Source organism: Streptomyces sp. NPDC048192 (assembly GCF_043202415.1).
GTDB lineage: Bacteria > Actinomycetota > Actinomycetes > Streptomycetales > Streptomycetaceae > Streptomyces.
This window is the reverse complement of the sequence record NZ_JBIDAL010000004.1, coordinates 168,061-186,461: the sequence shown is the minus strand read 5'-3', so window position 1 is coordinate 186,461 and position 18,401 is coordinate 168,061. Positions and strand designations below refer to the sequence as shown.

General features: G+C 65.8%; 16 protein-coding genes, 1 tRNA gene and 1 pseudogene. 6 read left to right on the top strand and 12 right to left on the bottom strand.

Annotated features, from left to right (window positions below):
• Positions 1-24 precede the first annotated feature (24 nt).
• Positions 25-711 (bottom strand): hypothetical protein, encoded by a 687-nt coding sequence (locus tag ACGFZN_RS09160; RefSeq protein ID WP_393857834.1) that lies wholly within the window; start codon positions 709-711, stop codon positions 25-27.
• Positions 712-1,051: 340 nt separating this feature from the next.
• Between ACGFZN_RS09160 and ACGFZN_RS09155 the strand changes: the two genes are divergently transcribed.
• Positions 1,052-1,474, top strand: coding sequence for a protein kinase (locus ACGFZN_RS09155; RefSeq protein WP_393857833.1), 423 nt, complete (start codon positions 1,052-1,054; stop codon positions 1,472-1,474).
• A 31-nt stretch (positions 1,475-1,505) separates the two neighbouring features.
• Here the strand turns inward: ACGFZN_RS09155 and ACGFZN_RS09150 are convergent, their stop codons facing one another.
• From ACGFZN_RS09150 to ACGFZN_RS09115, 8 genes and pseudogenes are all read right to left on the bottom strand, one after another.
• Positions 1,506-3,230 carry an LCP family protein gene (locus ACGFZN_RS09150; RefSeq protein WP_393857832.1) on the bottom strand — a complete coding sequence of 575 codons (1,725 nt, stop codon included), beginning with the start codon at positions 3,228-3,230 and terminating at the stop codon, positions 1,506-1,508.
• Positions 3,231-4,052: 822 nt separating this feature from the next.
• Positions 4,053-5,297 carry an ABC transporter permease gene (locus ACGFZN_RS09145; protein ID WP_393857831.1) on the bottom strand — a complete coding sequence of 415 codons (1,245 nt, stop codon included), beginning with the start codon at positions 5,295-5,297 and terminating at the stop codon, positions 4,053-4,055.
• Positions 5,294-5,980, bottom strand: a complete 687-nt coding sequence (locus tag ACGFZN_RS09140; protein WP_393857830.1) for an ABC transporter ATP-binding protein — start codon at positions 5,978-5,980, stop codon at positions 5,294-5,296. The genes ACGFZN_RS09145 and ACGFZN_RS09140 overlap by 4 nt, the downstream gene beginning before the upstream one ends.
• Before the next feature lie 59 nt (positions 5,981-6,039).
• Complete coding sequence (locus tag ACGFZN_RS09135) at positions 6,040-6,777, bottom strand: hypothetical protein (RefSeq protein WP_393858122.1); 738 nt, start codon at positions 6,775-6,777, stop codon at positions 6,040-6,042.
• A gap of 240 nt (positions 6,778-7,017) precedes the next feature.
• Positions 7,018-7,134: pseudogene (locus tag ACGFZN_RS09130) on the bottom strand (peptidoglycan-binding domain-containing protein); the annotation flags it as partial.
• A 685-nt stretch (positions 7,135-7,819) separates the two neighbouring features.
• A complete protein-coding gene (locus ACGFZN_RS09125; RefSeq protein ID WP_393857829.1) occupies positions 7,820-8,779 on the bottom strand; it encodes a hypothetical protein in 960 nt (319 codons plus the stop codon).
• Positions 8,780-8,917: 138 nt separating this feature from the next.
• A complete protein-coding gene (locus ACGFZN_RS09120) occupies positions 8,918-9,355 on the bottom strand; it encodes a hypothetical protein (protein WP_393857828.1) in 438 nt (145 codons plus the stop codon).
• 678 nt (positions 9,356-10,033) lie between these two features.
• Entirely contained in the window at positions 10,034-10,822 is a 789-nt protein-coding gene (locus tag ACGFZN_RS09115) for a LytR C-terminal domain-containing protein (RefSeq protein ID WP_393858109.1), read from the bottom strand.
• A gap of 797 nt (positions 10,823-11,619) precedes the next feature.
• Between ACGFZN_RS09115 and ACGFZN_RS09110 the strand changes: the two genes are divergently transcribed.
• Positions 11,620-12,045 carry a peptidase inhibitor family I36 protein gene (locus tag ACGFZN_RS09110; protein ID WP_393857827.1) on the top strand — a complete coding sequence of 142 codons (426 nt, stop codon included), beginning with the start codon at positions 11,620-11,622 and terminating at the stop codon, positions 12,043-12,045.
• Between the two features lie 360 nt (positions 12,046-12,405).
• Positions 12,406-13,095 (top strand): hypothetical protein, encoded by a 690-nt coding sequence (locus ACGFZN_RS09105; RefSeq protein WP_393857826.1) that lies wholly within the window; start codon positions 12,406-12,408, stop codon positions 13,093-13,095.
• A 632-nt stretch (positions 13,096-13,727) separates the two neighbouring features.
• On the opposite strand, the gene ACGFZN_RS09100 is transcribed toward ACGFZN_RS09105, so the two are convergent.
• A tRNA-Gly gene (locus tag ACGFZN_RS09100) sits at positions 13,728-13,801 on the bottom strand.
• A gap of 281 nt (positions 13,802-14,082) precedes the next feature.
• On the opposite strand from ACGFZN_RS09100, the gene ACGFZN_RS09095 reads away from it, so the two are divergent.
• The 3 genes from ACGFZN_RS09095 (at position 14,083) to ACGFZN_RS09085 (ending at position 15,424) form a co-directional block, all read left to right on the top strand.
• A complete protein-coding gene (locus ACGFZN_RS09095) occupies positions 14,083-14,241 on the top strand; it encodes a hypothetical protein (protein ID WP_330338750.1) in 159 nt (52 codons plus the stop codon).
• A 96-nt stretch (positions 14,242-14,337) separates the two neighbouring features.
• Positions 14,338-14,913 (top strand): dCTP deaminase, encoded by a 576-nt coding sequence (gene dcd, locus ACGFZN_RS09090; RefSeq protein ID WP_330338749.1) that lies wholly within the window; start codon positions 14,338-14,340, stop codon positions 14,911-14,913.
• 13 nt (positions 14,914-14,926) lie between these two features.
• Positions 14,927-15,424, top strand: coding sequence for a phosphoribosyltransferase (locus ACGFZN_RS09085; RefSeq protein WP_393857825.1), 498 nt, complete (start codon positions 14,927-14,929; stop codon positions 15,422-15,424).
• A gap of 25 nt (positions 15,425-15,449) precedes the next feature.
• Here the strand turns inward: ACGFZN_RS09085 and ACGFZN_RS09080 are convergent, their stop codons facing one another.
• A complete protein-coding gene (locus ACGFZN_RS09080) occupies positions 15,450-15,779 on the bottom strand; it encodes a hypothetical protein (protein ID WP_393857824.1) in 330 nt (109 codons plus the stop codon).
• 27 nt (positions 15,780-15,806) lie between these two features.
• Complete coding sequence (locus ACGFZN_RS09075; protein WP_393857823.1) at positions 15,807-18,395, bottom strand: ATP-binding protein; 2,589 nt, start codon at positions 18,393-18,395, stop codon at positions 15,807-15,809.
• Between the last annotated feature and the right edge of the window lie 6 nt (positions 18,396-18,401).

Here is an 18,401-nt window from a genome sequence, read left to right as displayed (position 1 = left end):
GCCACGCTGTGCAGGTCCGGCGGCTTACTCCGCGGAGCGCCGGGGAGGTCCGTACTTGCGGCGCTTCCTGGCGTCCATGTCCGCGTCCGAGCGCCGCCGCGTCCCGGCGTGGAGCAGCGTCGCGGTGGTGACGGCGAACAGGCCGCCGGTCGCGGACAGACTGAGCGTGTCCAGGCCGCGGTCGTCCGTGGCCTCGATCCAGGGCTTGAGGCCGCCGAGCGGGTCCTTGAACAGGATGACCTGCTGCTTGCGCCGGAACTGGCCGTGACAGTTCTGGACGTCCGCCAGGTCCTGCACCGTGCCCGTGGTGTCGACGACCCGGCAGACCCACAGCTCGGTGCCCTTGCCGTTGACGTGCTTGGCGGTGTCGACCACCAGGGCGTCGACCCGCTCGCCGAACTGCTTGACGTACGCCTCGTGCAGGGTGGGCCCCGCGAACAGTCCGAGCGCCATGGTGGTGGCGGTCGCGAGGAGCGCGGCGCCCGCCCGGTTCCACACGCCGCCGGCCACGATGGCGACCGTGGCGGATGCGGCGAGCATCAGAACGACGCCCAGCCACATCCACAGGTACACACCGACGAGCGCGCTCAGCACCGTCGCGAGCGGAAGCAGCACGGCCCACGCCAGGGAACCCGGCACACGGCGGCGCGCCGCTCCCGCCGGACCGGCTGCGGCCGCCCCGCTCACCGAGGCCGTCCCGGTCGTCCCCACGCGATCTCCCCCCGTGCATTTCAGACTGACAGTCCGGTGGGAAACCCTACGCGGCGGCCGTCGGCCCGTGTCTGCCCATGCCGGATGACGAATCCGCGCCATTGACCGGTTCCATACGACGGTCGGCGCACACATCACCGCCGCCCGAACGAGCGTCGCCGACCCGCACCCCCCGATGAGGAGGGCCATGTGGAGGCCGCGGCTACCTTCGATGCCACGGTCCGGAAGGTTCGGTCGGGCAGCCCTGCTGGCCGACAACTGGGCGTCGAACGCCGATGTACGACAGGCCTCGGACGTAGTCCATGACGAAGTACGGCCGGTCGTCCTGGACGCCGACGTCGTGAACGCGCACGACACGTGGCTGGAGATCGTGGTTCAGGTGCTCCATGACGCGGGCGTCGTCCACCGCGACATCAAGCCGTCGAACCTCCTGCTCGACGCCGGCCGCACGCCTGCCGCCGTACTTGTCGCGGAGCTCGGCAGCGCGAAGCAACTGGCCGACGCGTCGGGGTCGACAGTCACCACCGGCACTCCCGCGTACATGGCGCCCGAACGGGCCTTCCAGACAGGCGGGTTCGACGGCAGAGCCGATGTGTACGCCCTCGGTGTCGTCGCGGTCACGCAACGCCGCACCACACCTGTCCCTGCCGACATCCGCCCGTCACTGCCACTGCCGGCGACGAGTCCACTCGTTGGAGGGGCCATCCGGCAAGACCGCCCCCGGCCCGACATCAGCCGACTACACTCCAGACGACGCCTCTGACCAGGCCAGATGGCGAACCGCTGCTGGAGTACTAAGGCGCTGAGTCCTTCACTTCGGGGCTGCGGGCGTACGCCGTGGTGGGGGTGACACCCCATTTGGTCACGGCCGTGGTGGGTTTGCCGTCGGCGGTCACGCTTATGGTGCGGTCGGTGCTCACATGGACGCACGTCGAGTCTCCGCCGTTCCGCTCCAGCGCACCCGACAGCGCCTTCTGGGTGTCGGCCGGAGCCGAGGAGGGGTGGCCGCCCGGGTAGGTCGTGCCGGTCGTCCAGTCGCTGCCGATCAGGAGGACGATCTGATTGCCACTGCTCTGCTTCACGTGGGAGGCCGGAAGACCCAGCGCCGAGGCCACGGCCTTGGCCTGAGCGGACTTGCCTTGCGGATAGGCCAGCGTGGTTGTCGTGGCCGGTGTGCTTGCGTTGCCCGCGGTGGAGGCGGAGCTGAATCCGGCGCGGGTCAGTTCCTGCAGGATCGCGCTTGCCCGGCTGGCGGTGCTTGTGCCGTTCTCGACGTCGACGGCGACGGAGCCTTTGTCGACAGGCTGCGTCGAGGAGGCCGCCGAAGAGCCGGCGGATTTCTTGCCGGTGGCAGTGGTCAGCGACTGATCGTCGGCGATGGTCTGGAACAGGGCTGCCGCGCCCGGGCCCTGGACAACATGCGCCCGGTTGGCCGGATCGGCGACGTTCTGCATGGTGACGAAGGTGATCCGTTTGCTCGGCACCTTGTTCATGTCCGACGCGAGCGAGATCAGCTTCTTCACGCTGCCCAGGCCGTCGTCCACGGTCAGCGCCTTGGTGGCTGCGTCCGCCAGGCCATAGACCGTGGTGGGATCGGCGAGTGTGCCCGCACTCTTCAACTTCGCCATCGCCGCACCGAGGAAGGCATGCTGCCCGCTGGTGCGGCCGACGTTGTCACTGCCACCGGTGAAGCCGTGCCGGGTACGGAGGAATTCCAGGGCGGCGACACCCTTGAGGGTGTGCGAGCCTGCCGACAGCTTCAGGTGGGACGACGGGTCGTAGATGTTCTTGTCCACGCAGACGCCCACGCCGCCCACAGCGTCCGATATCGAGACGACGCCGGCGAAGTCGACCTTCATGAAGTGGTCGATCGGAATGTTGGTGAGGTGGTGCACGGCGGCCACCTGGCAGGCAGGACCGTAGGACAGGGCTTCGTTGATCATGTCGGTGCGGGCGCCGACGCTCCGACCGGTCTCCTTGTCGGTGCAGGCCGGCAAGCTCGTGACCAGGTCGCGCGGAATGCTCATCACCGTCGCATTGGAGCGGTCGGCGGATATGTGCACCACCATCTCCACGTCAGCCCGCTCCCCGCCGCCCTGCTCGCAGGCCCCTCCCAGCTTGCAGTCCGCCGCGCTGGTACGGGCGTCGGAGCCCATCACCAAGACGTTGATCGGGGTACGGCCGAAGGCGTCCGCCTTCTCAGTGCCGCCCTTGCCGTCGAGCGAGACGCTGTGGATGTTGCCGTTCAGGTGTTCGTAGAACCACCAGCCCCCGCCCGCAAGGACCAAGACGAGGACCGACAGGGTGATCGTGACCGTTTTTAGTGCCCGCCTGCCCCGTCCCGTCGGCCGCGCCCGGCGCCGCGACCGGGTCTTGCTCCGCGACCGGGAGGCCGCCCGGGATGCGGCGCGCCCGCTCGGCGGGCGCGTGCCCTCCGTTTCGGCCGCACGCTGTCCCGGCACCTGGGCGGCACGGCCACGCGTGGCCTGACCGCCCCGGCCCTCCCAGGGCTCGCTCATCTTGCACTCCCATGAACGGTCGGGCCCGTCAGACCGGGCCGTCGGGGGTACGGCCGGGCATACGCGGCAATGTGCAAACAGGCGAAGCCGGGCTTCGCCATAGCTGCGTGATTGCGCAATCTAACAAAGCCGCGGCCGAAGTAGCACAGCCGTTCACACATTTCACAGGTGAGGGATCTCATGGGAAGGCGCGTGAACTCCCCTGAGTCCCGTCAGTTCCCGCCCCACCTGAGTGATCATCCCTTCCGTACCCGACGATGATCCACGCGGCACCACGTTCCGTCAAAGCCCGTCGCCGTCCCCGGCATGAGCGTTCCACCGCAAGGCGTGAGAGCGGAGTCCCGGTCGGCACGGCCGGGACGGCGGCGTGATGGGCGGCGGCCCGTGCCTGCTCCGCCTGCAGACCCCGGCGCCGCCCCAACGAACCGGCTCTCGGCAACGCCCCACAGACCTCTTCGACCTCGACCACACCTGCGTCAAGTCGCAGATTCGCATTGCACACCCGCCGAATGTCGCGGCGCGGCATGGACGCCCTTCCTTCCGATCGCGGGTCGCACCCCTGCTGACGCGAATAGCGCGTACCGGGGCATATCACGCGTCTCGTGCGCCCCGATGAACTGGCCGTCGTCCCCTCAAGGGGTGGCGCAGACGCTTCAGCCCGCGTCGACGGTCCGTCCCCCCTTCGCCTGTCTCCAGCCCTCCGGACCTGGGCTCCCACCGGGGCCCCGGTCCTGGCCGAGACCGGCGATGGCCGGGCTCGCTTCACGACCGCCGAGCGATGAAGGCATACGCCGGCAGTGCAGCGGCGGATCGGAGAAGGAATCAGTGTCTCCGCAAAGCTTCCAGTGGCTCGATGCGGGCGGCGCGAAGGGCAGGGTAAAGACCTGCAAGGAGTCCAACGACGCTCCCCATCAGGGGGGCCGGCATGACATAGAGAGGGTTGAGTACGGCAGTCCAATTTTCGATCACAGCGACCAGGACGACTGTCGAGACACCGATACTCGTACCGAGCAGGCCACCCAGGGTGCCCAGGGTGGCGGACTCGGTCAGGAACTGCGCCGCGATGTGGCGTGGCCGAGCGCCCAGAGAGCGACGCAGACCAATCTCTCCAGTTCTCTCCAGGATGGCAACAAGTGTTGTGTTGGCGATACCAACTGCACCGATCACCAAGGAGATCGCAGCCAGGAGCAGGAACAACCCAGAAAGGGAGGTGTCTACGGCGTCCCTGAGCGTATGAGGGTTCGGCGGCGGAACGGCCTTGAGAAGTCCAGGATTCTCTGGACGCAACGCGAGGGGAGCCTGGTGGGCGATCAGCTGAGCGGCGCCGAGATGCGTATGGATGACCATTTGCGCAGGATTGTCTGTCGGCGGTCCATATGCTTTCAATGCGGTGGACGAGGGGATGACAACACCGACAAGCATTTGAGGAAGCCGCTGAACGTCGGAAAAAATTCCCAGAACCGTATACGCGATGTTATTGATGAACACGACAGGTGTGTTGTCGACGCGACTTACTCCCAAAAGCCGAGCTGCACCCGCGCCAAGAACACATACGCGTTCACCCCGTCTTTGATGAAAGCGGCCGTACAGCTTGCCGGCTTCGAGTGTAGGCTCCATGGCATTGAGGGCTCCCGGCGAGGCTGCGAACACGCTGATTCGGGAGACGCTGGAACCGGAAGCAATCGGGCTCGTGGCGACCACGGGGGTTCTTAGAGGGACGCTCCACCAGACTCCGGCGGCAGTGACCCCGTTAAGAGACTCAACGCGCTGATCGGCATCAGCGGGGAAGTCAACGGCGCCGGTACCGCCTGCTTGTGTCGTGTCGTTCACAGTTACAGTTGTGGCCTGAAGCACACTGAACGATTTGCCGATCTGCCCCGTAGCGGTAGATGTCAGGCCGAGGACCGCTACAAATGATCCCACTCCGAGGATGGTCCCGAGCGTGGTAAGTGCAGATCTTCCCGGACGCTGAAGGATTCCGGTCAAGGCTTCTGAGAGGAGATCCCGGAACAGCAGGAACGATGGCTCAACAGCGTCCCGTTGACGGCGGCGAAATATCCGACTCATTGTTCCACCGGACCTTCGTCTATAAGCCGACCGTCACGCATCGTAACGATACGCTTGGCGCGTGCGGCAACGCCGGGATCATGGGTGATGATGATGACCGTAAAACCCTCGGAATGCAGGCGCTCGAACAGTTCCATGACCTCAGCCGAGGTTCCGCTGTCCAGGTTCCCTGTCGGCTCGTCACATAGCAACACGTCGGGACGATTCGTCAAAGCCCGTGCTATTGCAACCCGCTGCCGCTCGCCGCCGGAGAGAGTGGGCGGTAGTGCATCCAATCGATGACCGAGCCCCACTCGGCGCAGTGCTTCAGCGGCGCGAGCCTGACGAGCACGTCGATCTCGGCTTACATAAAGCTGAGAGAGTGCCACATTCTCTGTCGCAGTGTGATAGGGGAGGAGATGGAATGACTGGAAGACGAAGCCGATTTTCCGGCCCCGCAGGGCCGTTCGATCTCTCTCCTTGAGCCGGGCTACGTCGATGCCCCCCAGCTTGTAAGTGCCTTGGGTTGGACGATCGAGCAGTCCAAGGAGATTGAGCAAGGTGGACTTACCCGAACCGGACGGCCCCACGATGGCGAGGAAATCGCCCTGGCGCACGGTGAGGTCGGTGGTGTGCAGGGCATGGACGGAAACTGGACCAGGATATGTCTTGGCTACGCCGGTAAGCCTGATAACGGGCTCCACGGCATCATCAAGAGCTACTCCACCGTCTGCATGGTCCCGCCTTGAGTGCGTTCCCTCGGTCACTGGCCGATCACCACTCGGTCACCTGCGCGGAGTGCCCCAGTTGAGACAGGCTCCACTTCGACATCTCCGTTGGCGGAGACGCCGGCCGTGACCTGAACCGTGTGCTGGGTACCGTCAGATGCAACGACAGTCACGGTGGCCTTGGTGTCTGCACCGGAATCGATCGCTGCTTCCGGCACCGTCAGTACCGGTGCGGACGTAGCCGCCGCCGTGATCGTGATCCTCACGTTCTGGCCGTCCAGACGCTTGTCCCAGGCCTTGGCCGTGACCACCAGCGGACGATACGGATTACCGTCGTTGACCGCTGCGCCGGCACTCTGGTCGGACTGGTCACCCGAACCAGTAGAAACCTGGCCGTCATTATGCTTGTCACCAGGGGTGATCAACGAACCAACGGACGCCACAGTGCCGGATGCGCTCAGCCCCAACGACTCAGAAGTGATGTTGGCCCGCATGCCAGGTTTCACCAGTGAGCCCTGACTCGGATCGAGGTACCCAGTGAGCTTGAGTCCCCCTGTCGACAGGGACACGACCGCACCGTTGACCTTGTCGCCCGTGGCCACCGGAAGTGCTGTGATGCGCGCCGGGAGTGAGGGTACGAATGCCATCTCGGACGCCGGCACCATAACTCCGTCTTGAGCAACTGCCTGGTTGTAGGCCGTCTGATCCTGCTGGAGTTGTTGCTGCGCTTGAGGCAACTGCTGTTGTTCTGATGCGCCGGAACCGGTGGGCATCCCTGAATGCCCGTCAGGTGACGGGCTGCCTCCGGGATTTGCTGTTCCCCCAGCCGAAGCCGCGGGTGAAGCAGTGCTCGCTGACGCAGGAGACGGCAGAGGCCCCCCGCCCCCTTGGCGCAGCCGCTGCACCAGTTGTTCTTGCTGGTCGAGGGCTTGCTTGGCCTGCTGCACGGCCTGTTGAGTCTGAGCTCCGGTGATGGGCGCAGGGTAGTTCATCGAACGGTACAGGCGGGCGACGGCAGTCTTGGTCGCCGAACCGAAATACCCTGTGGTGTCACCACCGCTGTAGCATCCAAGCCCCCGCAGCGCCCTCTGCAGCTGCGCAATATCAGCACCAGACTCGCCCGGCACCATGTCTCTGTAAGTAGGTACGGCTCCCGGGAGTACGTATATGGGCCGACCGGAAACCTCAGCGATGGGTTGCGCTGCCGATACGCTGTCGCCTTGATGGAGTAGCACCCGGGTGACGACCATTGAGGTGCCTCCGGGATTCGTTCCGCCTGATTCGGATGCCGTGGCAGCAACCGATGTGGGCGTCACTGAGACTTGCTTACCGTCGGAGAAATCTCCTCGCAACACGACGGTGTTCGCCAGGACCTGCGATGCCACGGGTGCAGTGATCACACCGGCTTTGGGGGCCTTCGCGTCTGCTGCCACCTGGGCGGGCGACTTGACAAGCATGGCGCCCCCAAGACCCCCACCAGCCACGAGGAGCGCAGCGCAGGCCAGTGCCACGACCCTCCGTCGCCGTCTCGTCAAGTTCGACGGGGGCATCGGAGTCGCTATTTCTTGGTGCACCTGCGGTTCGGCAGTGTCGGGTATGCGCAAGCCATGCATGCTTGGTAGCTCATCATCTATGTTCTGGCTCTCCGCTCCTTCGGCCAGTTTCGTCATCTTGTCCTCGCTTGTTTGCTTGTGGCCACACCTATCGGAGCGCGGATGTGCTATTCGAACGAGATCTCAGTCATTGGTGAGCCGCACAGCGTAGATCAATCAGGAAGCATCATGGAGTAGCGGCCACGGAGAACCGGAGTACCCCCTAGGGTGCGGGCGACGCGGCGGCACCCACGATCTGTGCGACGTGTTGCATCTGATTGTGCAAATCCACTTGGGTCTGCTTGAGCTCTTCCGCGTGTGCGTCGATCTGTTGGTTCTGATACGCCGTCTCTACTGCCGTCCAGATACCTACCAGATTCGCCTTCTGCGCACAATGCCAGGACGCAGTAGCCGTAGCGATCTCCTGAGACGTCGCATAGGCCGAGCCCCATCGTGCGTCACCGATTGCGTCGAACGTGGTGTTGTACTGATAACCTTGTGCGCGCATGCACTGTGACCATTTGCCTTGGGCTGCAATAACCCTTGGATCTTGCTGGCTGATCTGGAACGAAGAGGCCTGAATACTGGCGGGCAGGTTCGGCTGCCCAACGTGTTTGTCGGCTCCAGCGATCGCTCGATTCGCCTGGCCGGCACAACCGCCTTGTGGAACCGAAGCACCGTCGAAATGTTTGAGGGTGCCTCGGGAAGTAGCGCCTATCAGCACGGATTTTTCGGCGTCCGACAGACGTCGCCCCCGATGCTTGGGCATCGACCTCGGATCATTCTGAGTCATGTGGAAGCCGTATTGCTGGGCTATGCGCAGTGATGCCGGTGTGCCGTAGCGCCGAGAATTTGTTCCTGAATTGTCAGGGTTCAGTAGTGGAGGCAGCGTCAAATCGAACCCATATTTCTTCATGCAGCGTTCTTCGAGGATCGTCAGAGCATTCTCCTCTTGGTCCACATCGCTGCTCTGCATCAGGTAGGCGTCGATGGGCAGGGTCAGACCGACAGTGTCCGTGATTTTGGAGACGGTCGATACTCCAGGAATTGTGGAGATTGCAGGCTTCGGGGCCCCTGATGCCTGGCCGGCCTTGGGCGTGGATTCCGCGCACGCCGTCGTGCCGAGGAGAATCGCGAGGGCGATCGCTGCCTGACCTGCCAAATTCATACGCGAAATCTTCATCTACTACCTTGAACTAGTGGCCGCGTTGTCGGTCTCGGCGCCGACGAACAGAGACCGACAACAGGCCAATTGCTTTCTCTACGAGAGAATCCACTGCGTTGAGGGCCGATCAAATCCTCATCGCTGGGGTGACTCGTTCTACTTGAAGATGCCGACCTCGACAGCGGCATCTTCGTTGTAGGTGTAGTGAAGCGGGCCGCCCTGGCCGTCATAGATCCAGTCGTGGTTTCCGGAGTAGCCGGAGTTGTACCACACCGTTCCGCCGCCGTTCTCCCAGTACTCGGACTCTCCGGCCGTGGCGTTGTTCTTCACCGCCTGCCCGGAGCCGGTTCCCGTGCCGGAGAAGAAGGTCTGACCAGACAGATTCGACCAACTTCCTTCCCCTCCCCACTTAGCCCCGGTTCCAGTGTTGTAGTAGTAGAGGCAGAACGGCTGACTGCCCGAATAGAGGCTGCACCGTCCGGTTACGGTGTTACCGGAGGACTGGGTGCCGCTGGCTGCTGCCGGCGAAGTGGCGAAGGCCAGCGCCGCCACGCTGAGAGCAGATATACCGACAGCCATTGTCTTGAGCTGCATGAAGTACGCCCTTCTTCTGTGATGTTCTTTTACCGATCCATGTCGACGAGAGGCGGAGCGCGTCGCGTGCTGTCGAAAGCGCCAGGAGCCCGCCCGGTCGCCCAAGACGAGTCACCGCACGCGACCTGACCACCTGTCGAAGACCACTCATCGGCATCGTTGTCCGAAAGTGTCTCGAAATGCCTGACATATATTCGAACGTCGTGTTCGATGCCGAGTGATCTTGACAGAACAACTGAGCCCACGTCAACCACACCTTCTACACGGGTGTTTAGGGCATGTGACCTTCGGCCGCCCTTAGCATCTGATGCACGGCTGGAGTGCCCTTAGTTAGCGTGCTTCATGGGGAATAGTTCGCCGGCTCGCTCATCGACTGTTGATGAGGAGCGCGCGACCTCGTGGCGTCGCGGGTGTTGTGGCGCAGGCTGGCGGCGATGTTTGCTCCCGGCGAGGCGGAGGGCGTCGTTGACGGGGCTGCGCCAGGTGGCGATGGCGTGGGGGCGGCGCCGGTTCGCGACTGGGGTGCACCCTCAGCGAACGTTCCGTTTTACGGCCATGACGTAGTGTGCGTGCCGGTCAACGGCTTGCAGATCGATGACTCTCCGCCTTGGTCGCGGCTGGTTGAGGGATGCCTGCTGCTGTGGCCCTCGCGCGTCCGAGGGCAACCGTTCACCTCGATCAGCTTCGGCATGGTGGCGAGGGCCGGCCCGCGCCCGTGGGCGGTGCCGCCGGCGGTTTGCCCGCGCCTTCGAAGTCCCGGCCCAGAGTAAGGACCATGGGGTCTCTTCTGCCCGTGCCCGTGCCCGTGCCGTGTAGGGCCGAGACGGGCAACCTCATCGCTGCGGCGAGGGTGCGGGCCTGGTCCGCGTGGTTGGGGGCATAGACGAGGGTGGTGGTTGCGGTGACGGTGGTGGGACCGCCGTTGCTGGTCCGCAGGAAGCCCTCGTCGTTCTGCATCCAATTCAGCACCGCCTGGGCCTGTCCACTTGTACCGCTACCGTTGAGCACGGTGACGCGAACATCGATCGGCTTGGCCTTGGCCCCGTGGAGCACAGTGGCCGAGGCACTGCCGGCCCGGCGCCGGAGAGTGGAACCGGAGGGGTGAACTGAGGGGGTACAAGTCGCCGCAGCCGTAGCGGACGCGGCTGCATGCGTGGCGCCCCCCTTACCGCCGCCGTTGAGCAGGATGTATCCGCTGACGCTGCCGCCCAGAGCCAGGAAGCACAAGGATCCGATGAACCAGCGACTCGTACCACGGCTGGAGTTGCGCCGACGAGCACGCCTGCCCTGACCTGCGCCGCCGTGGCGCTCACCTCGTGCGTGGGCTGTGGGCTTCGAACGCGAATGGGCTGCCACGCCGCCGGCGGAAGCCACAGGCTCGATGGAGTCCCCCGCAGGCCACCGTCCGTCGGGCGTCCCCTCATCCGGGAGCCGCAGCCGCCACTCGCCGCTGACAGGGTCGAGCATCCACTGGTCCGCCGGGTCGGTGCGGTCGATCCAGCCGGGGTCCCGACCCGAGGCGCGGGGGCTGAACTCGCCTCGCACGTTCATGCCTCTCCCTCTTCGAGTCCCCGGACTTCCCGATGCCCGTGATCGATTCAGTTGCTCACGCCACTACGGAGTCGTACACGTCGCTGTAGGGTACGTAGTACACCACTCGTCCTTCTCCCTACACGGGGACGTCGCCGACTGACAGCCCTCATCACAGGTCGACGACGAGCCAGCAGAAGGGCGTTCGCGGTGCGGCACCGCCATCCCGCAGTTGAGACAAGCGCCGACGTCGGCCGGACGGGAGACAGGGGCGAGCGCGAACCGCGGCTCCAGCCGCTGGACGATCGGGCACCCCGTGGAAGGGGAGCGGCCGAACAGCGAAACCAACTGCCGCATCGCCAAGTTGGTGCGAAAATGATCCCGACCATCAGCCCCCGCTCGACCAGCGGCAACGACTACGGCGGCCCCGAAGTGTGCCGTTGCCGGCCTGCTTCCGCACCACCTTCAACAGGCGCGCGAATCGTGTGACCCGAGGCCCAGGGAACGCCCCTGGTTACGTCAAGATCATGTCATGTCGGCGCGGAGGCGCCAACCCACCCGTGGCAGACCCGGGAGACGGTCTAGGCCGTCACCGGTCTCGACATCCACCAAGCCGGCTCAGTCAGGTTGCCGATAGAGATCAAAATCGTAGATCAATGGTCTTGACGTTAAGCTGCTCGGCCGGGCAGAGTGATCAACGAAATACTAACGACTCGCTACTGGTGGGGGTAATCGTGTACGTCAAGAAGGCAATTGGTGCGCTGGCCTTTTCGGCCGCTCTGTTGGTTGGTTCCACTACCGCGGCATCGGCGGCCACCCATGACTCATCGGACCACTACGGCCACACTGGGCGGTGCGCAAGTGACTCGGTATGCCTGTATTACAGCTCCGGGGAGAGCGGTGCCTTCTTGCAGACCCATGAATTGGTCCAGATATCGGACCTCGCCGGCTATAAATTCAATTCCGCCGGGGCTGGAGCTGGTCAAGCAGTCAAGAATAACGCGGCCTCGGCCGAGAACAACCTCGTTCTAGGCTGCGAACTGCACGTCTTCTACAACAGCAACTTCGGCGGCAACGAAGACTATCTGGAAACTGGCTCCTACGGGCAGCTTTACTACACCTACAACGAAGACGCCTCCATTATTCAAAAGTGCCCGTAATGAGAGCCTCTTGGGAAGCGTAGTGCGGCAAGACTCGGCCCCCGATCCAAACGGGCCGTATTTCATTGAGTAATCAATTGGCCATTGCGGAGGAATGCCCCCGCAATGGCCAATGCTATTGAGGGTCAATGCTGTTGAGAGGGTCAGGGGATCATGAGGCGAGTATTTGCAGCGGCTTCAATTACTTCCGTGCTAATCATTCTCACATCCGGATGTGCGCACGGTGGGGCCGGCTCGGATAGTGGCGTGGGCGCGCCAACTCCGGAGGTGGCGCCCAGGTCTGGCAGCGGCAGTGAGAACCCACTTTACCTACCCGTGGAACGGTATCTACCGACGGAACGCGATCGGCATGATGTAGCAATGGCTGAGTGGCTACTGGCAAACGACTGCATGCGTGCAGCTGGAGTAGCCCCGGTACCTTTTTACGGAGGGGGCGAAGACCTGACATCGGATCCCTACCGTGTTGCTCGAAGATATGGTCCGATTGTTGAAGCGCAAGTGTCGCGGTACGGCTATCACCTTCCTCCTGACTGGCTCGGTGATCATAAATCCAGCGCTTTCAAGCCGATGACGCCCGCACAGAAAAGAGTTTGGTACGGGTCCGCTAACGGCCTTTCGCCCGAAGGCTGCCAGTTCAAGGCGATAAGAAATCTGACACAAAATGGGAAATTGAAAGTCGACGCCCCCATTGCGCAGCAGATCAAAAGCGACAGCTTCGCGAAGTCACTCAAAGATAAACGTGTCGTGCGAGTTACGTCGGCTTGGTCTAGATGCATGTCCGCCTACGGCTTCGAGTTCACAAGCCCTCTGGATGCACTTTCGAAGGCGAACATAGATACAGCCGCTCCCACTGAGTCGGAAATGACTACAGCAGAAGATGATTATCATTGCAAGATATCGACCGGGCTAATCTCGAAATGGCAAAGCGTGGAAACGTCGATAGAGGATCGAGAAATTGCTCATGACGCCCATGCGCTCTCGCAGGAAAGATCTGGGATAAAGAACATGGTTGCCGCGTCTCATGCCATTATGGCGGCACACGGCAAGTGATCTGACCTCGCGCTTCCATGAAGCGGCCGTCCGGCGGGCGGCGAGGAAAGCAGAAAGTGCCTCTGGTCATCGAGAATGAGGATTGCCGAGGTCCTTGTTCCTGCTGAAACCAGAGGCACGGTTCGCCCGTCTCATGAGTGACGTGATGTCATGTCCGTGGCGAGGCAAGGGGCCCCGGAGAGAAGATAGGCACGGTGCCGGTGATCGCGTCGTTGTCGAGACCCGTGAGAACCGAGCGAGACCGCGCGTGCCCCGACATCATTGCCTCTCCCTTCCGCACTGGAGCAACTGGGCTCCCCGACCGATCCCCTGACCTCAAGCGATGCCGTTGGCCTGCGGCATGCGGACGGTGACGCGCTGGACGCGGCGATCAACGCGTATCTGCAAGCCAGAACGCCGCCGCCGCCGGCCGATCCGGAGGCGGAGAAAGGGATGGTGCGACGGTGATCGCGGTCGCGGCAAGGTGGTCCGCGGATCGCGTTTCAGACGGATTGGGTCGATGGGGCAGGGGTGGCGTCTGGGCGCGTCCGGGGCGGCCCCTCAGTGTCGACTTAGGGCACACGGAGGGCACGCCCCCTCAGATCGGCCTAGACAATAAACAAACCCCAGGCTGCTGACCTGGGGTTTCTCTCTGGAGCGGGTGACGAGAATCGAACTCGCGCTCTCAGCTTGGGAAGCTGATGTTCTACCATTAAACTACACCCGCGTAAGTACGGACATGACCCTCACGGAGCCGGTGTCCGGACCTTGCTCACTGTACATCATCGCAGACCCCCGGTGCCCAGAGTCCGGGGGTCTGCGTCGTTTCCCGGGGTGGGATCGGGCTGCGGGCGAGCGCAGTTGGGGCGTACCGTGGAGGCCTCGCGGAGGGCTCGGGGGAGGCCGGAGCGCCGCCTGGAGAGTCGTCTCTTTGATCCCGTAATGTGGCTTTTGTCGTCAGGGCCGTACGCCCGACGAGGCTCTTGGGGAAGGGACTTGAGGGACTTGATGGAACGCACTGTCGTCCGTTGCGCGGACGGGCACGTCTTCAGCACCGCTTCGTTCCCGATGCAGCAGGCCGACCGGCTCGGCCCCGGCCGGCTCATGAGGTGCCCCCGGTGCGCCCGGCTCCGCAGCGTGGTGCCGGTCGCCCTGGAGAAGCGCTAGCCGAGGACCGCCGCTGTTCGAAGGCGTGAGCCGTCACCGGGCGCGCGGAGTCGTCACGATTGTCACGGCTGCGCGCGCCTTGCGTATCCTCGCTACGTGCTTCTCTCAGACAAGGACATCCGGGCCGAGATCGACGCCGGGCGGGTACGGATCGATCCCTACGACGAATCCATGGTGCAGCCGTCGAGCATCGATGTCCGGCTGGACCGTTACTTCCGGGTGTTCGAGAACCACCGGTACCCGCACATCGACCCCTCGGTCGAGCAGCCCGATCTGACCCGGCTGGTCGAGCCGGAGGGCGACGAGCCGTTCATCCTGCACCCCGGTGAGTTCGTGCTCGCCTCGACGTACGAGGTCATCACGCTGCCCGACGACCTCGCCTCGCGGCTGGAGGGCAAGTCGTCGCTCGGGCGGCTCGGGCTCGTCACGCACTCCACCGCCGGGTTCATCGACCCCGGCTTCAGCGGGCACGTCACGCTCGAGCTGTCCAATCTCGCCACCCTCCCGATCAAGCTCTGGCCGGGGATGAAGATCGGGCAGCTGTGCATGTTCCGGCTCAGTTCGCCCGCCGAGTTCCCGTACGGCAGCGAGCGCTACGGCTCCCGGTACCAGGGGCAGCGCGGGCCGACCGCCTCGCGGTCCTACGTCAACTTCCATCGGACCCAGGTGTGAGGGCCACGGCGACATGAGTGAAGTGCGGGAGAACCTGACCTACGAGGCGTTCGGCGTCGCCATCCGGGAACTGGCGCAGACGATCGCCGACGACGGGTACGAGCCCGACATCGTGCTCAGCATCGCCCGGGGCGGGGTGTTCGTCGCGGGCGGGCTCGCCTACGCCCTGGACTGCAAGAACATCCACCTCGTGAACGTGGAGTTCTACACCGGGGTGGGGACCACCCTGGAGATGCCGGTCATGCTGGCGCCCGTACCCAACGTGATCGACTTCTCCGACAAGAAGGTCCTGATCACCGACGACGTCGCCGACACCGGCAAGACGCTCAAGCTCGTCCGCGACTTCTGCCTCGACACCGTCGCCGAGGTGCGCTCCGCGGTGATCTATGAGAAGTCCCACTCCCTCGTGAAGTGCGAGTACGTCTGGAAGCGCACCGACGACTGGATCAACTTCCCGTGGAGTGTCGAGCCCCCCGTGGTCAGGCGGGCCGGGCAGGTGCTCGACGCCTGAGCGCATCGGGCGCGTGAGCAGGGGATCACGCGGTGGTGGCCGGGCGGATGTCGTCCAGGCTGCCGACGGTCGTCACCGGCGGTGGAGGCGACGGTGTGGGCACCTGGACGAGCAGCGGGACGTAGACCATCTCGCCGTGCCTGAACTCGGCCTTCCAGGACGTCCGGTAGCACACGACGGCGGTCGGGTCGCGCGTCGTCGCATAACACCGAGGTGCCGACTTCGCGGGCGCGGGCGCGGCCCGGGCGTCCGTGGGCGCGGCCCAGACGCCTGTCGGTGCGGCCCAGGCGCCGAGGGCCAGGCAGCAGGAGGCCGCGGTTAGAAGGCCGGCGATCCGTGAGGCTGTCTTCTGCATGGTCGTCACCCCTCGGAGTGCTGGGTCTCAGCGCTCGGAATGGTGGAGCTTGCGGGCGGCTTCCTGCCGGGTGTGGACGCCGAGTTTGGCCAGTACCGCGCCCACGTGGTGACCGGCGGTCTTGGGCGTGATGTAGAGGCGGGCGGCGATCTCGGCGTCCGACAGGCCCTCGTGCAGCAGCTTGAGGACGTCCATCTCCCGGAGGGTCAGCCCGTACGGATTGGCGCGGGTGGCGGCCCGCGGGCCGCGCCGGACCGGGCGGACGCCGCGGGCACGCATCACGGCGCGGGTGCGCGCCACGGCCGGCCGGGCGCCGAGGGCCTCGAAGGCGGCCAGGGCCTCGTGCAGCGCGGGCGCGTCCCCGGACAGGCGGACCAGCGCGGCCTGGTACGGGCAGCCGAGCCGGTCCCACCGGACCGCGGCGCCCGCCCAGTCGCCGGCCAGCTCCAGCGCGCAGGGTCCGGCCGCGGGCACCTGCGGGGGCGCTCCTCCGACGCGGCGGATCCAGCAGGCCAGCGGCCCGGACAGCCAGGGATGGGTGCGTCCGGCCAACGCGTCCAGACCGTGCTGCGCCTGCGTCCGCACCCGCTCGTGGTCACCCGCCAGCCAGGCCGCCTCCACCCGGGCCTCCCACCCCAGGCCCGTGTCCAGCAGGCAGTCGGCGTCGACCAGGTTCGCCGCCCGCTCCAGCAGCGGCCACACCTGGCCCTTGCCCTGCCGGGCCCGCACCAGGCCCTGGACGGTCAGGGCCAGGGCGCGGACGACCGGGGGCGAGCTGGGATGGGACAGCACGTTCTGTGCGGCGTCGGCGGCCTCGCTCCACAGGCCCCGGGCCAGCAGCCCCCAGCTTCCCCAGGCCCGCGTGCACAGCAGGTACGACAACAGGTCGCGGTCGAGGCAATAGGCTTCCGCCCGGTCCACGGCCGCGGTGGTCCCGGCGGTGTCGCGCTTGAGCGCGGTGAACCAGCACATGGTGAGCGCCATGAGGCCCGCGTCCTCCGGCAGATGCCGCGCCATGGCGTGGGTCACCGCCTGTTCGCACTCCGTCCAGCCGGAGTCCTCGCTCAGCATGCGTGCCGCCGCGGCGTGGAAGCGCGCCTGCGCGACCACCCCGGCATCCCCGAAGCGCTCACCCAGAGCGATCGCCCTCGCGGCGTAGGCGTCGGTCACCGTGACCGCCTCGTGCCGGTAACAGGCCAGCTGGCACAGGTTCAGGTACGCCCGGGCCAGCTCCCGGCTCGGCCGCAGCTCTTCGAGCACCCGCACCGCGTCCAGGCCGGTCCGCCTGGCCTCCACGGCCCGCCCGTCGGGCCACAGCCACCACGACAGCCACCGCAGGTCCTCGCCCTCGCGCAGCCGGTCACCCAGGGCGCGGCGCAGCGTCACCGCCCTGCGGCGGGAGGCGACCCCCTCGTCCAGCCGGCCGGACAGGAGGCAGGCCTGCGAGTGGCCTTCCAGCAGGGAGCTCTGCCGGTCGGCCGGCAGGCGGTCTGCGTACCGCAGGGCGCGGGCGTACTGCGCGGCGGCCTCCCTGTGGGCGCCCAGCGCGGCGGCACGGGCGGCCGCGGCGGGCGCGAACTCCAGTACGGCGGCCGCGTCCCCGGCACCTTCGGCGTGGTCGGCGAGCAGCGTCAGATCGTCCGCGGCGACCGGGCCGGACCGCATCGCGGCGAGCGCCTGCCGGTGCACCCGCAGACGGTAGGCGGCGGGGACGGAGTCCAGCACCGCCAGCCGGGTCAGCTCGTGACGGAACTCGGCCGTCTGCCCGTCGGTCCGTACGATTCCGCCGGCCACGGCCTCGTCGAGCGCCTCCTCGCAGGACGGCAGCATGCCGGCCAGCAGCGGCAGCGAGGCCCGGCGCCCCAGGACGGAGAGCATGTCGACGACCTCGCGCGCCGCGGCCGACAGGCCGGCCAGGCGGCCGGCGACGGCCTCGCGCACCGTGGCCGGGATGGACTCGGCGGGGGCGGCGAGGATCTCGGTGACGATGAACGGGTTGCCGGCGGACACCTGATACAGATGCTCGGCGTCGACGGCGTGCCCGGCGGCCAGCCGGGCCACGGCCCGTCGGCTCAGCGGGGCGAGGTCGTGGCGGTACACCCATGGATAACCGGCCAGGGTGCCGAGGAGAGCGGTCACGTCGTGGGTGCGGCCGATCTCGTCGTCGCGGTAGCTGACCACCAGCAGCACCGGAACGCTCGGCAGGCGCCGGGCCAGATACCGCAGCAGGTCCATCGTGGCCTCGTCGGCCCAGTGGACGTCCTCCACGACGAGCAGGCTGGGATAGGACCCCAGATCGGCGAGCAGGCAGTCGAAGACCTCGTCGGGACGGCAGGCGCCCGCCAGCGCGCCGGTCAGCGCGGTGCGCACCGCCTGGCCCAGGCGCGGAGCCAGGTCCACCAGGGGGCCGAGGGGACGGGGCGTGGCCAGCGGGTCGCAGGCGCCGACCAGCACCCGGATCTGGGGACCGGCCAGCCGGGTCAGACGGTTGACGACGGCGGTCTTTCCGATGCCGGCCTCACCGCGCACAAGGACGAGACGTCCAGGGCCGCTTACGGCGTCCTGCAGGTGGCCGGTGAGGTCCTGGAGCACGGTCTCTCGCTCCAGCAGGTCCATCACCCG

Coding starts and splice junctions, on each gene's coding strand:
- ACGFZN_RS09095 (WP_330338750.1), top strand. CDS start 14,083: ATGGAACGCACTGTCGTCCGTTGCGCGGACGGGCACGTCTTCAGCACC.
- ACGFZN_RS09075 (WP_393857823.1), bottom strand. CDS start 18,395: ATGGACCTGCTGGAGCGAGAGACCGTGCTCCAGGACCTCACCGGCCAC.
- ACGFZN_RS09105 (WP_393857826.1), top strand. CDS start 12,406: ATGGCTGAGTGGCTACTGGCAAACGACTGCATGCGTGCAGCTGGAGTA.
- ACGFZN_RS09120 (WP_393857828.1), bottom strand. CDS start 9,355: ATGCAGCTCAAGACAATGGCTGTCGGTATATCTGCTCTCAGCGTGGCG.
- ACGFZN_RS09080 (WP_393857824.1), bottom strand. CDS start 15,779: ATGCAGAAGACAGCCTCACGGATCGCCGGCCTTCTAACCGCGGCCTCC.
- ACGFZN_RS09145 (WP_393857831.1), bottom strand. CDS start 5,297: ATGAGTCGGATATTTCGCCGCCGTCAACGGGACGCTGTTGAGCCATCG.
- ACGFZN_RS09135 (WP_393858122.1), bottom strand. CDS start 6,777: ATGCCCACCGGTTCCGGCGCATCAGAACAACAGCAGTTGCCTCAAGCG.
- ACGFZN_RS09115 (WP_393858109.1), bottom strand. CDS start 10,822: ATGCTCGACCCTGTCAGCGGCGAGTGGCGGCTGCGGCTCCCGGATGAG.
- ACGFZN_RS09085 (WP_393857825.1), top strand. CDS start 14,927: ATGAGTGAAGTGCGGGAGAACCTGACCTACGAGGCGTTCGGCGTCGCC.
- ACGFZN_RS09125 (WP_393857829.1), bottom strand. CDS start 8,779: ATGAAGATTTCGCGTATGAATTTGGCAGGTCAGGCAGCGATCGCCCTC.
- ACGFZN_RS09150 (WP_393857832.1), bottom strand. CDS start 3,230: ATGAGCGAGCCCTGGGAGGGCCGGGGCGGTCAGGCCACGCGTGGCCGT.